Source organism: Pantoea coffeiphila (genome assembly GCF_016909495.1).
Taxonomy (GTDB): Bacteria; Pseudomonadota; Gammaproteobacteria; order Enterobacterales; family Enterobacteriaceae; genus Erwinia; species Erwinia coffeiphila.
Map to the genome: position 1 here is coordinate 495,246 of NZ_JAFBFW010000002.1, position 15,194 is coordinate 510,439.

The 15,194-nt window shown below is 53.5% G+C and carries 16 protein-coding genes; 8 read left to right on the forward strand and 8 right to left on the reverse strand.

Features of this window, described 5'->3' with window-relative positions:
• Nucleotides 1-96: 96 nt before the first annotated feature.
• The 4 genes from JOE09_RS07990 to ltnD are packed head-to-tail and all read right to left on the reverse strand — an operon-like array spanning nucleotide 97 to nucleotide 3,674.
• Entirely contained in the window at nucleotides 97-873 is a 777-nt protein-coding gene (locus JOE09_RS07990) for an HPr family phosphocarrier protein (protein WP_200547347.1), read from the reverse strand.
• A gap of 4 nt (nucleotides 874-877) precedes the next feature.
• The gene (gene otnC, locus JOE09_RS07995) at nucleotides 878-1,501 is read right to left on the reverse strand and encodes a 3-oxo-tetronate 4-phosphate decarboxylase (RefSeq protein WP_205065388.1); all 624 of its coding nucleotides are present in this window, start codon (nucleotides 1,499-1,501) and stop codon (nucleotides 878-880) included.
• Nucleotides 1,498-2,760 carry a 3-oxo-tetronate kinase gene (gene otnK / locus JOE09_RS08000; RefSeq protein ID WP_205065389.1) on the reverse strand — a complete coding sequence of 421 codons (1,263 nt, stop codon included), beginning with the start codon at nucleotides 2,758-2,760 and terminating at the stop codon, nucleotides 1,498-1,500. The genes otnC and otnK overlap by 4 nt, the downstream gene beginning before the upstream one ends.
• A complete protein-coding gene (gene ltnD, locus JOE09_RS08005; RefSeq protein ID WP_205065390.1) occupies nucleotides 2,760-3,674 on the reverse strand; it encodes an L-threonate dehydrogenase in 915 nt (304 codons plus the stop codon). The genes otnK and ltnD overlap by 1 nt, the downstream gene beginning before the upstream one ends.
• A 319-nt stretch (nucleotides 3,675-3,993) precedes the next feature.
• Between ltnD and ygbI the strand changes: the two genes are divergently transcribed.
• The 3 genes from ygbI (at nucleotide 3,994) to JOE09_RS08020 (ending at nucleotide 6,699) form a co-directional block, all read left to right on the forward strand.
• Entirely contained in the window at nucleotides 3,994-4,755 is a 762-nt protein-coding gene (gene ygbI / locus JOE09_RS08010; protein ID WP_200559856.1) for a DNA-binding transcriptional repressor YgbI, read from the forward strand.
• A 294-nt stretch (nucleotides 4,756-5,049) separates the two neighbouring features.
• Nucleotides 5,050-5,295: a hypothetical protein gene (locus tag JOE09_RS08015; RefSeq protein ID WP_200547343.1), complete on the forward strand. Its 246-nt coding sequence runs from the start codon at nucleotides 5,050-5,052 to the stop codon at nucleotides 5,293-5,295.
• 333 nt (nucleotides 5,296-5,628) lie between these two features.
• The gene (locus JOE09_RS08020) at nucleotides 5,629-6,699 is read left to right on the forward strand and encodes a malate/lactate/ureidoglycolate dehydrogenase (protein WP_205065391.1); all 1,071 of its coding nucleotides are present in this window, start codon (nucleotides 5,629-5,631) and stop codon (nucleotides 6,697-6,699) included.
• 45 nt (nucleotides 6,700-6,744) lie between these two features.
• Here the strand turns inward: JOE09_RS08020 and JOE09_RS08025 are convergent, their stop codons facing one another.
• Nucleotides 6,745-7,371: a LysE family translocator gene (locus tag JOE09_RS08025; RefSeq protein WP_205065392.1), complete on the reverse strand. Its 627-nt coding sequence runs from the start codon at nucleotides 7,369-7,371 to the stop codon at nucleotides 6,745-6,747.
• A 758-nt stretch (nucleotides 7,372-8,129) separates the two neighbouring features.
• Here JOE09_RS08025 and JOE09_RS08030 point away from each other — a divergent pair.
• The 3 genes from JOE09_RS08030 (at nucleotide 8,130) to JOE09_RS08040 (ending at nucleotide 10,972) form a co-directional block, all read left to right on the forward strand.
• A complete protein-coding gene (locus tag JOE09_RS08030) occupies nucleotides 8,130-9,554 on the forward strand; it encodes a cytochrome ubiquinol oxidase subunit I (RefSeq protein WP_105591008.1) in 1,425 nt (474 codons plus the stop codon).
• Nucleotide 9,555: 1 nt separating this feature from the next.
• Nucleotides 9,556-10,563, forward strand: coding sequence for a cytochrome d ubiquinol oxidase subunit II (cydB, locus tag JOE09_RS08035; protein ID WP_105591007.1), 1,008 nt, complete (start codon nucleotides 9,556-9,558; stop codon nucleotides 10,561-10,563).
• 154 nt (nucleotides 10,564-10,717) lie between these two features.
• Nucleotides 10,718-10,972, forward strand: a complete 255-nt coding sequence (locus JOE09_RS08040) for a CsbD family protein (RefSeq protein WP_105591006.1) — start codon at nucleotides 10,718-10,720, stop codon at nucleotides 10,970-10,972.
• A gap of 60 nt (nucleotides 10,973-11,032) precedes the next feature.
• Here JOE09_RS08040 and JOE09_RS08045 read toward each other — a convergent pair whose 3' ends face one another.
• The gene (locus JOE09_RS08045; protein WP_105591005.1) at nucleotides 11,033-11,290 is read right to left on the reverse strand and encodes a hypothetical protein; all 258 of its coding nucleotides are present in this window, start codon (nucleotides 11,288-11,290) and stop codon (nucleotides 11,033-11,035) included.
• Nucleotides 11,291-11,519: 229 nt separating this feature from the next.
• Here JOE09_RS08045 and JOE09_RS08050 point away from each other — a divergent pair, with 229 nt between their 5' ends.
• Both JOE09_RS08050 and JOE09_RS08055 read left to right on the forward strand, forming a co-directional pair.
• Entirely contained in the window at nucleotides 11,520-11,906 is a 387-nt protein-coding gene (locus JOE09_RS08050; RefSeq protein ID WP_205065393.1) for a carbohydrate porin, read from the forward strand.
• A 329-nt stretch (nucleotides 11,907-12,235) separates the two neighbouring features.
• Nucleotides 12,236-13,549 (forward strand): carbohydrate porin, encoded by a 1,314-nt coding sequence (locus JOE09_RS08055; RefSeq protein ID WP_420830624.1) that lies wholly within the window; start codon nucleotides 12,236-12,238, stop codon nucleotides 13,547-13,549.
• Nucleotides 13,550-13,736: 187 nt separating this feature from the next.
• On the opposite strand, the gene fetB is transcribed toward JOE09_RS08055, so the two are convergent.
• Both fetB and fetA read right to left on the reverse strand, forming a co-directional pair.
• Complete coding sequence (gene fetB / locus JOE09_RS08060) at nucleotides 13,737-14,498, reverse strand: iron efflux ABC transporter permease subunit FetB (protein WP_105591003.1); 762 nt, start codon at nucleotides 14,496-14,498, stop codon at nucleotides 13,737-13,739.
• Nucleotides 14,485-15,150 carry an iron efflux ABC transporter ATP-binding subunit FetA gene (gene fetA, locus JOE09_RS08065; RefSeq protein ID WP_205065394.1) on the reverse strand — a complete coding sequence of 222 codons (666 nt, stop codon included), beginning with the start codon at nucleotides 15,148-15,150 and terminating at the stop codon, nucleotides 14,485-14,487. The genes fetB and fetA overlap by 14 nt, the downstream gene beginning before the upstream one ends.
• Between the last annotated feature and the right edge of the window lie 44 nt (nucleotides 15,151-15,194).

Here is a 15,194-nt window from a genome sequence, read left to right on the forward strand (position 1 = left end):
TAGCAGCAGCATTTTCCCTGGCATTTAGCCAGATTCAGGCAACAGAAACCCGACACTGCGCAGAATTTGCGCAGCGTGGTGAGTCATAACGTCAGATTATTTCCAGGCGTCGAACCAGCCCAGACCTTCCAGAGTGGTAGTACGTGGGAAATATTCGCAGCCGATCCAGCCCTGATAACCGCTGCGGTCAATCAGATCGAACAGCCACGGATAGTTCAGCTCGCCTTCGTCCGGCTCATGGCGATCGGGCGCAGAGGCAATCTGAATATGTTGGTACTGACCGACGTAATCGGCGATCAGATGGCTCAGGTTGCCATCCACCAACTGTGCGTGGAACAGATCGAGCTGGGTGAAAACATTGGGCCTGTCGACGCGCTTAACGATGTCCAGCGTCTGATACTGGCTGGAGTAGAGATAGTTCAGCTTGGTTTTCGGGTTCAGCGCCTCAAGCAGCACGCGAATACCGTGTGGCGCAAAGCGGTCAGCCGCATAACGTACGTTGTCGATGAAGGTTTGGCACCAGGCTTCGCGGTCGGCACCCGGCGGCACTACCGAAGCCATCACGTGGACCTGGCGGCAGTTCAGCGCCAGCGCATACTCCAGCGCGCGATCGATATCGCGACGGGCATCGTCTTCGCGCCCCGGGATAGCGCAAACGCCCCACTCTCCCGCCGCCGCATTTCCCGGTGCGGTATTGAACAATACCAGCTCCAGGTTATTACGCGTCAGCGCCTCTTTGAGTACCGCCGCGTCGTAATCGTAAGGGAATAAAAATTCAACGCCTTTAAAGCCAGCCTTTGCCGCCGCATCAAAGCGCTCAAGGAAAGGCAGTTCGTTAAACAGGGTAGACAGATTAGCAGCAAACTTAGGCATGTCTTCAGCTCCGTAATTCAGCCACTTCGTCATCGGTCAGATAACGAATAGGGCGATCGCCCAGGGTAAATATCAGTCGGGCAGTCTCTTCCAGTTCTTCGGTATTATCCGCCGCCTCACGCAGCGTTTTCCCCACCACCACCGGTCCGTGATTCGCCAGCAGGAATGCCCGGTAGTTCGGCGCCAGCTTCGCCAGATCCTCACCGAGACGAGGATCGCCCGGACGATAATAAGGAACAACCGGCACATCGCCAACGCGCATCACAACATACGGCGTGAAAGGACGAATGCAGTTTTTGCTGTCCAGCCCTTCCAGGCAGGAAAGTGCGGTCAGATACAGGCAGTGCAGATGCACGATGGCACCACACTCCGGGTTGTTCTGATAGATCGCACGGTGGAAGCTGATCTCTTTCGAAGGTTTATCGCCACCGATCCACTCTCCATCCGGAGTGACCTTCGACAGCCTTTCGGCCACCAGCTCGCCAAGGCAGGAGCCTGTCGGCGTCGCCAGCAGCGTGCCGTCCTCCAGGCGCATCGATAAATTCCCTGCCGAACCGGTGGCATATCCGCGCTGGAAAAATGAGGCTCCCAGCCGGACCATTTCTTCTCGTGCCTGCTGTTCAGTCATACTACGAACTCCGTTTGCGCCCGGGCAAAAAAGTTTTCATCACCGAAATTACCGGATTTCAGCGCAAGGGACACCGGCTGCGTGACCGATCTGACCCACGGCACCCCGGGGGAAATCACCGGACCGATGTGGAAAGCATCAATGTTCAGCGTCTGCGCCACCACGCCCGAGGTTTCGCCTCCGGCAACGATAAAGCGCTGCCAGCCGCGCTGTTGCAGTTCACGTACCACGCTGGCAAACAGCTGCTCAACGGCCTCGCTGCTCTGCTGCGCACCGTACTGCTGCTGAATCCGCTGCAGCGTTTCCGGTTCAGAAGTGGCAAACAGCATCGGCGCCAGCGGCTCATCAGCATGTTGCGCCACCCAGTCGCACAGCTCGTGTGCATAGGCCTCGCGCTGTTGCAGCGCGCGTTCCACATCAACCGCCTGCGAGGAAGCCTGTTGACGGTAGCGGGAAACCTGACGGTTGGTCATCGTCGAACAGGAACCTGAAATCACCACCGCCCGTCCACCCTGCGGTTTACCCGCTGCCTGCGCCTGTTCGCGATCCCAGCCGCTGGTTGCCCACTGCCGCGCCAGGCCGATTGCCAGCCCGGAACCGCCGGTCACCAGCTTCATCTCACGCAGCGCTTCCCCCTGAGTCAGCAGATGCTGCTCGTTAAGCGCATCCAGTACCACATAACGCACGCCCGCTGCCGCCAGTTTGGCCAGCTCTGCCCGTACCGCTTCAGCACCGAGATCCAGCGTCTGGCTGGCGATCAGCCCGGCTTTACCCGCTGCCTGTGCTTCCATCAGCCGCAGCAGATTGCTGTCGGTCATTGGCGTAACCGGATGGTGGCGCATACCTGAATCGGACAACAGCTGGTTCATCACGAACAAATGCCCTTGATAGACGGTACGGCCATTCACCGGCAGCGACGGCGAAATCACCGTCTGCGTTTCACCCAGCGCGGCCAGCAACGCATCGGTGACCGGGCCGATGTTACCTTTTGCGGTGCTGTCAAAGGTCGAGCAGTATTTAAAATAGAACCGTTCACAGCCCTGCTGTTGCAGCCAGACCAATGCTGCAAGGGAATCCTCGACGGCTTTTTCCGCCGCGCAGGAACGCGACTTCAGGCTAACCACAATCGCTTCGGCATCCAGCTGGCGCTCGTCCTGCGGCACACCGTTAACCTGCACCGTTGACATACCGTTCTGCACCAGAAAACTGGCAATATCGGTAGCACCGGTAAAATCATCAGCAATCACACCCAGGCGCATTATTTCTGCTCCTTTTTTTCCGGCAGCGTAATGCCGCTAAAGATCTTGATCACCGCGCTGTCGTCCTCGCGGCCGTAGCCTGCGTTGCTGGCGGAGGTGAACATGTTGAACGCCGTTGAGGCCAGCGGCAGCGGAAAGTGCAGTGCTTTCGCCGTATCAGCGACCAGACCGAGATCCTTCACGAAAATATCCACTGCGGATTTCGGCGAGTAATCACCGTCAACAACGTGGCGCATGCGGTTTTCAAACATCCATGAATTTCCCGCCGCGTTCGTCACCACGTCGTACATGGTATCCAGCGGGATACCCGCACGTGCCGCCAGCGCCATCGCTTCTGCTCCGGCCGCAATATGCACCCCGGCCAGCAGCTGATGAATAATCTTCACCGTCGAGCCAAGACCGATTTCACTGCCAATGCGATACACCTTGCCCGCCACCGCGTCCAGCACCGGCTGCAGGCGCTCGAAGGCAGCATCGCTGCCGGAAGCCATCACCGTCATTTCGCCCGCCGCTGCTTTCACCGCGCCACCGGAAACCGGTGCATCCAGCATGATCAGCTGGTGCTGTGCCAGCTGCTGTTCAATGCTCTGCGCATCGGCGGAAGAAATCGTCGAGGAAACCATCACGACGGTCCCCGGCTTCAGGCGTGAAGCCAGGCCATTTTCACCAAACAGAATGGCCTTAACCTGAGCGGCATTGACCACCAGCAGCAGCACCGCATCCAACTGGTCGGCGAAATCATCAGCACGGCTCTCTGCCGCCTGTGCGCCGCTATCGCGCAGGGTTTGTAATGCCTGTGGATTAAGATCCACGCCCCAGGTCCGCAGGCCTGCCTTAATACAGGATTGCGCCGCGCCCATGCCCATAGAACCGAGGCCAACGACACAAACCGACATTGATGCTGCGTTTGACATACGCTCTCCGTGTTAATTTTGGTGATAATTTGTTTTCTTGTGTGAAGTATAGGCGTTTTAAACCGTAAACTTGGTGATGCACATCACAATAATTAACAATCAAGAGAGCGCAATTCACATAGATTAACAGAAAAAAAAGAATACAAATGAGAATAAAAACATCATTATTCAGTAAGATAGCTGATTTCATTAGCTGAAAAGCTGTGACGAAAAATCATCGACGTGATAAATTGGTAAAAATTGTGGTGTTGTATCGCTGAGCCGATGACATTTTTCAACACCGTTCTCAGGCTACGCCGCTTATTCGCAAGGAGAGTTCATGATTCCCGTTGAACGCCATCAACAAATTTTATCGCTGGTGCAGGAACGTGGTGTAGTCAGTATTGCCGAACTGACCGAACGACTGGCGGTCTCCCATATGACGATTCGCCGCGATCTGCAAAAGCTGGAAGAACAGGGAGCGGTAATGTTGGTGTCCGGTGGCGTGCGTTCTACGGAGCGATTATCCAGTGAGCCTTCGCATCTGGATAAAACCAGTATGTTCAGCCAGGAAAAACAGGCTATCGGTGCTGCGGCAGCTCAGCATATTCCCCGTAACAGCTGCCTCTATCTGGACGCAGGCACCACCACGCTGGCGCTTGCCCGAGAACTCAGCGTTCGTGATGATTTGCTGATCGTCACCAACGATTTCGCCATTGCCAATTTTCTGATTGATGGCAGCCAGTGCAGGATGATCCACACCGGCGGCACCCTGTGTCGCGACAACCGCTCCAGCGTTGGAGAAGCTGCCGCTCAGGCCCTGCGCGGACTGTCCATTGACATCGCTTTTATCTCGGCATCCTGCTGGGGCACGCGCGGAACCTTCACGCCGGATGAGGAAAAAATTGCCGTTAAGCGTGCTGCCAGCGAAGTAAGTCGTAAACGGGTACTGCTGGCCGACAGTTCAAAATACAATAAAATTGCCACTTTTCTGGCACTACCGCTCGAACAGTTTGATGGCATAATCACCGATCCACATCTTTCGGCGTCCGCCAGCCGTGAGCTGGCAGCAATGAATATAGATATCACTATTGCGGGTTAAGCCCCTGCATCACGGTGTAGTGGCCATGACGTTCACTACACCCGATGCGATTTACCTTTACATAACCATTCATTTATTAGCGATTGCCATCACAAACTGTCATTTTGCTCGGAACATCCTCTCCGGACGCGGCGCTTTATCGCTAAACTTATGAAGTCATCTTAAGGACTCACTTGTTACCAACTTCACCCTGACCGTTATACCCACTCTGTTCAAGCTCAGTAGAGGGAACGGATTGTCCGGCAACCATCAAACCGGGTGCTTGAAAGAGGCAGGGTATACAAGGAGATCCCTATGAGCACAATTAATACCAGCATGGGCCGTTACAGCCTGACAGCCAAAGATGCGGGAAACCACATCAAAGGTTCGATTGCTATCAATGATGAAGGCGGCACGCAACTCACCTGCCAGGAGTTTAAAGAGCACTACCTGGATGATGTTGTAAATAATGTGATTTATCCCGTCACCGGAGGTAACCGGCAAATAACGCAGGCGCTCCGTGACGAAATGATCAAGGCCGGTTTTTATCAACCTCACTAACTAAAGTGTAAACTTCAGACGTCAGTGAAACGGCTTTCGTAACGGAATTTGTTCAGCTGTTTCCGTAATCGATTTATAAGATCGATATCAATTAATCGATCTATATAACCAATTATATTTTATACAGAATTTGTGCGACCATGCCCCTGTACCACCCAATGGTAAAGTCGAGAAATAGCTTTATTTGCCCACGTTTCGTGGGCTTTTTTTTATAAAAACTCTACGCTCCCCAGTCACAAGACGGATAGGATATGGTCAATTGTATACTGCGATACTCATCGCAGCTGACAAATAAAACATCCGTCACCTGACGGCTAAACATGGAGCGTATCGATGGACGAAATTCGTATTCACCCCGCTAAACTGCACCAGATGGTTAACAGCCTGTGGCAGCATGCTGGCAGCAGCAAGTCTGAAGCAAGAAAAATTGCCGATCATCTCGTTGCCGCCAATCTTGCCGGCCATGATTCCCACGGCGTGGGCATGATCCCCACCTATATGACCTCCCGCGCGTTAGGAAATCTGCAACAAAACCGTGAACTGCGGATCGTCAAGGATACCGGGGCCGTGTTAACGGTTGATGGCCAACAGGGATTTGGCCAGGTGATGGCCGCTGAAGCGATGGAATTGGCCATAGGTCGTACCCGAGAGCTGGGCATGTGCGCCATCGCTCTGCGTAATTCTCACCATATCGGCCGTATTGGCCACTGGGCCGAGATGTGCGCCAGCGCCGGGTTTATCTCGTTCCACTTTGTCAACGTCGTTGGCGATCCGCTCGTCGCTCCTTTCAACGGTAGCGACCGCCGGTTTGGCACTAACCCGTTCTGCGCCGTTTTTCCGCGCCCCGGCCAGCCGCCGCTGCTGTTGGACTTCGCCACCAGCGGCATTGCCTACGGTAAAACCCGCGTGGCGTGGAATAAGCGCGCAACGGTTGCCGAGGGGAACCTGATTGACAACCACGGCCAGCCTACCTGCGATCCCGCTGTGATGCATGAAACGCCTTACGGCTCTCTGCTGGCATTCGGCCTGCATAAAGGGTATGCGCTGGCGGTGATGTGTGAAATTCTCGGTGGCGCACTTTCCGGCGGAAAAACCACCCACCAGGATTCGCTGCAAACCTCATCGGCAGCGATTTTCAACTGTATGACCAGTATCGTATTGGACCCTGCCGCGTTCGATGCACCGGAAATGCAGCAGGAAGCGCAACGGTTTATTGACTGGACGAAAGCCTCCCCGCAGGCAGGTGAACAGCCGATTAAAGTGCCCGGTGAATGGGAAGAAGAACAGCGCGCCGAACGTCAGCAGCACGGTATTCCGATTGATGCCAACAGCTGGCAGCAGCTGTGTCAGTCAGCACGTGAAGCCGGAATGCCGGAAACCGAGCTGGCAGGTTACCAGCCCTGATCCATCGGCAAAAGCGGCGGAGCTTATGCAGCCGCCGCTGGACGCTCAGCGTGAGAACAGCAGCTTAATTCCCGCTGCCGTGAAGAACAGCGCAAACACGCCTTCAATTCCCCGACGGCATTTCTGGTAGCCCCGGCTCATCATCTGAGTAGAAAACAGCAGCGCGTAGCTGCCAAACACTAAGATGCCCAGCAGCGCGCAGCCACAGACAATCAGCGGCAGCAGCAGCGGTGAGGCATCAGCATGAATTCCCAGAGACATAATGGCTGTCCACACCAGTATCGCCTTCGGATTGCTGAGGTGCAGCAGTAAACCACGCCGATACAGCGCGCGGTAAGAGACTGGCATCGTTACGGCTGCGTTCGGCTGGTTTGGCTTGCTGTGTGCTGCGCTGCGGGCCGCCTTAAACGCCAGCCAAAGCAGGTAGATGCCGCCGACGATCTTAATCACCGTCACCGCCTGCGCCCACGCCAGCAGCAGCGTCGACAGTCCGGTTGCGACCAGCAGCGCCCAGCACAGCGAACCACTGATCACACCGGCAGCCAGCATCAGAGCAGGGAGTCGCCCCTGGCTCATCGCCACCCCCATAATGGCCATATTGCTGGGGCCCGGGCTGGCCGTTCCCAGTAAGTAGGCCGCATAAACCGGCAACAGCGCCAGCAGAATATCCATCTTCCCTCCCCTGTAAAATGGCCGACGGTGGCCCTGTATCGCTGTTATAGCACGCCGGTCTGCACTGCGGCTAATGCGCATATTCCGCACAGTGAAATCTTGATTTCCGACAATCATCGAACAGATAAACCGCATAAAAATGTAACCAAACATTTCAATATGCGTGTTTTTATGTATTACATTATTAACATTTTCCGGGGAGGTGTTGAAAATAGCAGGATGAGGTAAGGTTCTAAAAATGCAGATAAATTAACAATTTCAATTACACTCTAAAAAAATAACACACGGTTCACATACTTCACCAAACCTTTATATTTTCTGTGGTTATTATATCCATACTGTTCATAAAAATTATATTTATATCCCTCTCAGCTATAAAAAAACGATAAAATGAACGTCGACATTTCTTCTCAAGGAGAAATTTCCCTCGTATTTATCCCGGACCGACAGAGATAAAAAACCCTTACTCATCATAATTATACATTTCATTCACATCTAATCATCATTTAACCAGCCTGCTTTAACATTTTCCGCCAGCGATTTAACCTCACCGCGAAACACTTCAACGTAATAATGATTGCTGTTATAGCCGCGATCAATATTACTGTTACTACTCCTTCACCTGATTTGGTCTTAGGATCAAACCGTAGTAGATGAGAAACCCGCAATTATCCACCTTCACTTTTCCATAATGTAGTCTATTTGTTAATTGTGGGTAAAAAAATAAAAGGCAGTATTATGTTAGATCGAGGTAAGCAATGTTCGGATTAGATGCGTATCACCTGGCAAGGATACAGTTTGGCTTTACCGTAGCCTTTCACATCCTTTTCCCCGCTATCACCATCGGGCTGGCCAGTTTCCTTGCGGTACTGGAAGGTCTGTGGCTGAAAAGCAAAAACGAGGTTTATCGCGACCTCTATCATTTCTGGTCAAAAATCTTTGCCGTCAACTTCGGAATGGGCGTGGTATCTGGCCTGGTGATGGCCTATCAGTTCGGTACCAACTGGGCTGGATTCTCGCAGTTTGCCGGCAGTATTACCGGCCCGCTGCTGACCTATGAAGTCCTGACCGCATTCTTCCTTGAGGCCGGCTTCCTCGGCGTGATGCTGTTTGGCTGGAACCGCGTCAGCCGTGGACTGCACTTCTTTGCAACCTGCATGGTGGCGCTGGGAACGATTATTTCCACCTTCTGGATACTCGCCTCCAATAGCTGGATGCAAACGCCACAGGGCTACGCGGTGGAAAACGGTATCGTGGTCCCTGCCGACTGGATGGCGATCATCTTCAACCCGTCATTCCCTTATCGACTGCTACATATGTCCGTGGCGGCTTTCCTGGTGACCGCGTTCTTCGTCGGCGCTTCGGCAGCCTGGCACCTGTTGCGTAAAAACGATACGCCCGCCATTCGCAAAATGCTGTCAATGGCGCTGTGGATGGCGCTGATCGTGTCGCCGATTCAGGCGATGATCGGTGATGCGCACGGCCTGAATACGCTGGAGCATCAGCCAGCCAAGATTGCCGCGATTGAAGGACACTGGGAAAACCCGCCGGGTGAAGCCACACCGCTGATCCTGTTCGGCATCCCGGACATGAAAGAAGAAAGAACGCGCTATGCGCTGGAGATTCCATACCTCGGCAGCCTGATTCTGACTCACAGCCTCGATAAACAGGTTCCGGCACTGAAGAGTTTCCCGAAAGAAGATCGCCCTAACTCGCTGGTGGTATTCTGGTCATTCCGTGTCATGGTTGGCCTGGGCATGCTGATGATTCTGATGGGGGTTGTCAGCCTGTGGATGCGCCGCGGACAGCGTCTTTACACCTCACGTCCGTTCCTGTGGTTTGTGCTGCTGATGGGGCCATCCGGGCTGATTGCGCTGGTCGCAGGCTGGATCACCACGGAAATGGGCCGCCAGCCGTGGGTCATTTATGGCCTGCTCCGCACCCGCGATGCCGTTTCGCTGCACAGTACGCTGCAGATGGCGATCTCGCTGATCGCTTTTATCCTGGTTTATATCTCCGTGTTCGGCATCGGCTACACCTACCTGGCTAACCTGATCAAAAAAGGTCCACAGGCAGGTGAAGGTGACCATACGCCAGAAGGTGGGCCGGGGACGTCGCACACGCCTTCTCGCCCACTATCGGCGGTGCAGGAAAAACTCAATTCATCGGAAGAGGGAAAATAAGATGGGAATCGATCTCTCCATTATCTGGTTTACCATCATTGTCTTCGCCACCCTGATGTACATCATTATGGATGGCTTCGATCTCGGTATCGGCATCCTGTTCCCGTTCAATAAGGACCCGGTAGAGCGCGATATGATGGTGAATACCGTCGCCCCGGTGTGGGACGGCAACGAAACCTGGCTTATCCTCGGCGGCGCCGCGCTGTTTGGTGCCTTCCCGTTGGCCTATGCGGTGATCACCACTGCGCTTGCCGCACCGTTAACGATTATGCTGATCGGCCTGATTTTCCGCGGCGTGGCTTTTGAGTTCCGCTTTAAGGCAACCGAAGAGCACCGTCCGTTCTGGGACAAAGCCTTTATCGGCGGCTCGTTTGTTGCCACCTTCAGTCAGGGTGTCGTGCTGGGCGCGGTGATCAACGGTTTCGAAGTCACCAACCGTACCTACAGTGGCCCGGCGCTGGCATGGCTGACGCCGTTTAGCCTGTTTTGCGGGGTAGGTCTGGTTCTGGCCTATGCCCTGCTGGGCAGCACCTGGCTGATTATGAAAACCGAAAATGAACTGCATCGCAAAATGACCGCGCTGACCAAGCCGCTACTGCTGGCGCTGCTGGTGGTGATTGCCATCGTCAGCGTCTGGACACCGCTGCTGCACGAGAACATTATGCACCGCTGGTTCAGCCTGCCTAACCTGTTCTGGTTCCTCCCGGTTCCGGTGCTGGTGCTGGCCGCTGCGTGGGGCCTGCTCAGCGCGCTGAAGCGCCATGCGCACTACACGCCGTTCCTGCTCACCCTCGCGCTGGTGTTCCTTGGCTTTACCGGCCTCGGCATCAGCATCTGGCCAAACATCATCCCACCGTCGATCACCATTTGGGATGCGGCTTCACCACCGCAGAGCCAGGGCTTTATGCTGGTTGGCGGTCTGCTGATCATTCCGGTGATTCTGGTTTACACCTTCTGGAGCTACTACGTCTTCCGCGGGAAAATTAAGCCGGACGAAGGTTATCACTGATATTTAACATTCAGGGTGGATCAAGCGATCCACCTTTTTTTACATCCGGTTAAACGTAAATTCATATTTTCATACAAATTCCGACAATCATCTGCCCTCAGTGGTCTACGCTTATTATCCCACATGAGGAAATCATGCCATCAAAGGAGGCAGTATGAGTCTGTTTGATAAAGCGAACGATAAAGCGGAAGAAGCTCTCGGCAAAGGCCAGGAAGAGTTTGGCAAAGCCGTCGACTCTCCTGAGCATGAATTTAAGGGGAAAGTCCGCCAGCAGGCGGCAAAGGCATCCTACGCCATAGATGATGCGCTGGACTGTGTGAAAACCAAGACCAAAGACTCTCCGCTGGTTTCACTGGCGATTGCAGCCGGGGTCGGTTTCCTGGCGGCTAAAATTTTCGGCCGCAGATAGTTAACGCGATAAAATCGCGAAACTATTAACGAAAAAACGCCCGCGAACGGGCGTTTATTTTCAGGCTTCAGCGTGATGCTGCATCGCCCACACTTCATGACAGGTCATAATAGCTAAAAGTAACGATAACCCACTTCCTGAGAAATAGAGCCAGCGGGTAAAGGCTACATCACCGGTCATTGATAAAAGTTCGAGAAAATTTTCCAGCATTTCACGCGGGATAATATTGATTTGAATAAATGTAATCAATAAAAAGAATATCAAATAAGATAAGACAAAAGAAAACACACACCATATAGCAAACAGTAGTCTTCTCATAGACTCCCTCCCTGATCAATACTTATCAAAAACTCCCTTCAGTTGCATTGAGGACATCTTACCTTAACCCTCTACCAGGTGAAAATCAGTTGATGCTGTCTGCCCTCAATATCATAAAAATGTCCTTAAAACGCATTTTTGAGAGAAACCGTCACCGGGTGGCATGGTGTAATGACAACGAGAACAAAAAGGATTTCACCACTGATGGTATCGATAAAGGGGGTCACATATGGAAAGGCTATCATCCTCAAAAAGTTGGCACCATGCCATGTTTTCCAGCACTGCCGCACTGGCGATGCTGTTCTTCAGCAGCACGCTTTGCGCAAAACCGCTAACGTTGAATAATATACCCGAACAGCAGACATCATCTGTTTATCCAAATACTAATACTGCTAAACCTCTCGCCAACAACTTGTCCCCCATGCCGGATTACAAGGATCGCAGGCCGGAGCCGCTAATGCACGGCGAAGGGTTTAACTACGATCTTTATTATAACTATCATTTAACGCCCCACGTTATTCTTCATCCTAACTTGCAACAAACAACCAAACCCGGAGCTGTAGAAGACAACTCACGGCTGTTCGTTGGCGGTCTGGGCGCTGAAATTAAGTTTTAAGTTTTACCCGCCGGTTTATTACACTGCTTAACTGGCGGGACTCCCGCTCTATATTACCTGCCACAGAAATAAATAGTAACCATGCTAATTATTTCCATACAATAAATTCACTTCGCTAAGCATTCTCCGCACAAAAATATAATCCCTGCCACTTGTTTACATGTTGTCATACGGCAGTCGTAAAACATTGACTACGGCAGGCATGACAACAGCATTTTATCTCTAAGCGCCCGGCGGATAACCGTTAATGGAATTCGGTGAAGCAAGACCGTCGGGTGATAATAAAAAAGGTCATTATTATGCAAAGAAAAGCAGATACAGGTCGGAGAATGAAAAAACTCGCACTAGTGTGCAGCGGTGCCCTGGTGATGTTTTCTACGGTTTCCCGGGCCGACATGGCACCGTTGAGCGTTGATTCATCCTATATGTTCGGTGACTGGGGCGGCCTGCGTTCGCAGTTAAAAGACGACGGCGTGGATTTCCAGGTGAACTACACCATGGAATCCGCCAGCAATCTGGCCGGCGGCTATAAAACATCAACCACCGCCCGCTATACCGATCAGTGGGCGTTTGGTACGACTCTCGATTTAGAGAAACTGCTCAACTGGGACGATACCCAGTTCCAGTTCACCGTCACCAGCCGTAACGGCCACGACCTCACCGAACATATTAACGATCCCCGCACCGGCGGCCTGTCATCGGTAGAAGAAGTTTATGGTCGCGGTCAGACCTGGCGCCTGACTCAGTTCTGGATGAATAAAGGCTTCTTCGATCGTCTTATCGAAGTGAAAGCCGGTCGTGTTACCGTCGGCGAAGATTTTGATTCCTTCCAGAGCAATTTTGAGAACCTGGCGTTCGGCAGCGGGCAGCCGGGAAACTGGCGCGGCGACCGCTGGTTTAACTGGCCGGTTTCCCAGTGGGGCGGCCGCGTGAAGCTTAACTTTACGCCGGAAGTTTTCCTGCAGGTCGGCTTCTATAATCAGACCGCCAGCAACTACGATACCGGGAACGGCTTCCGCCTGGATACCAGCCCGACGCTCGGCAATATGGTCCCGGTAGAACTGGGCTGGAAGCCGGTGTTCGGGCCTGAAAAACTGCCGGGCAACTATCGTATGGGCGTGTATTACTCATCGGTCAACGGCGATAAGTACTCCAGCTATCGCAATGGCAGCTATAACGACGATGCCCACGCCTACGGTGGCTATCTGCTGCTGCAACAGCAGTTGACGGCGATGGACGGTGATAATCAGCGTGGCCTGAGTATGACGGTACAGGGCGTGATGAACGATCGACGCACCTCGAAAACCGATAACTATCAGGCGATGACCTTTGTCTGGAAAGGACCGTTCGCCGCCCGCTCACAGGATGAAATTGGCATGGGTGCGGCACGCATTCACGTCAACAGCAACTACGGGCGCATGCAGCATCGTATTAATGAAGAAAACGGGGAGAGTAATTATCACAGCCCGACCTATCTGCCCATCCAGCACGGTTCGGAATATAACTACGAGATCTACTATAACGCGCGCCTGACTGACTGGTTCAGCCTGCGGCCAAACCTGCAGTACGTCGCCTCTCCGGGCGCTGTCAGCGAAGTCAAAAACGCCTTTATCGGCGGTCTTAGCGCTAACGTTAATTTCTAACGTTCGTGTATTAAAACTGTGCGAGAGCGGTGTTCTCAGGCCCCTTTGGGGCCTGAGCATTGGCATCTACACCGCATCATTTCAGATCAAAGCAGAGCGGCCCGTTAGCTGCCAGCCTGACCAATGACTGACGGGCAACACGGCTGCCTGAAACGTTCGAAATACGCTACCGCACCACGAGATGACTTCACGGCTTAAGCTGAACTCGTGCGGTGTAAAAGCGCCGGCAGGCAAGATAACCGGCCACGATAGTCGACAGACTGGCCGTCCCCAGCAGCATAAACGTCACCATAATCTGATACTTAATCGCCTTCACCGGATCGATACCGGCGAAAATCAGCCCGGACATCATTCCCGGCAGGCTGACCAGACCTACGGTTTTAGCCGCGTCCACGGTGGGGATCATCGCCGCGCGAATGCTGTCGCGCACAATGCTGCCGGATGCCATCCGCGCACTGGCCCCCAGGCTCAGCATTTCTTCCACCTTTTGCCGGTTATCGGCAAAGCGCTGGTTAAGATTGCTAAAGCACAGCCCCACCGCCACCATCGCATTACCCGCGATCATGCCGGAGATCGGAATGACCTGCATCGGCATAAACTCAATCGCCCGACTCAGCACCAGAATAGTTAAGGTCAGCGTGGTGCCCAGCGTTATCGCCACAAACGAAATCAGGAAGCCGTTATCGATCGCCCGGCTGCGCTTTTTGGCATTCAGCGCGGCATTCACGCAAATAAACAGCACCATCAGCACCGTCAGCCAGCCGTTATCCAGTTCGAAAATGTACTTCAGCACATAGCCGACGATTACCAGCTGCACAATCGCCCGCGCCACGCTCCAGACGATGTCTTTTTCCAGACCCAGTTTCTCTTTACTGCTGACCAGCAGAGCAATCAGCACCAGTACCAGCGCCAGGCCAAGCGACTCATTGGTAATATTATGCTGGTTCATGCTGCCCCCGGTTTTGTGGTGCCGACAGCGTCAGAATGCGCTGCGCGTTATCGGTTTCATGACGATCGTGGCTGATCCAGATCGCAGCGGTGCCCTGCCCGACCTGTTCATCAATGAGTTGATGTACCGCCTGCTTATTTTCCTCATCCAGCGCGCTGGTTACTTCATCCAGCAGCAGAATATCAGGCGGAAACTGTAGATTACGCAGAAGGGCCACGCGCTGTTTTTCCCCCCCGGAAAGCTGGTCGATGGTGCGGTCCAGCGCGGCAGCCGGCAGATGCAGCCGCTGCAGGCCATCGATCATCGCCTGCCGCTGCGGCGGGCGCTGGCGGATCTGATACGGCAGCGCCAGATTGTCATACACCGTGCTGCCAAACAGCACCGGGGTCTGGAAAACGTAGGAAACCTGCTGCCGATAGTGCTCCGGTTTTAACGTCGCCAGCGGCTGACCGTTGAAGATCACCTCACCCGATGACGGCTCCAGCAGCGAGGCAATAATTTTCAGTAATGTGCTCTTCCCTGCCCCGGACGGACCGGTCAGCCAGAGAAACTCCCCTTTGCCCAGCGAAAAGGACAGCGGCGCCAGCAGGACCTTATCCTGCAGCGCAAAGCTGACCTCCCGAACCTCCAGAAGGCGATTTTTATCCATCATTTAAATAACCTGCTAATTTAGAAATCCCAAAACCCGGCAATCAT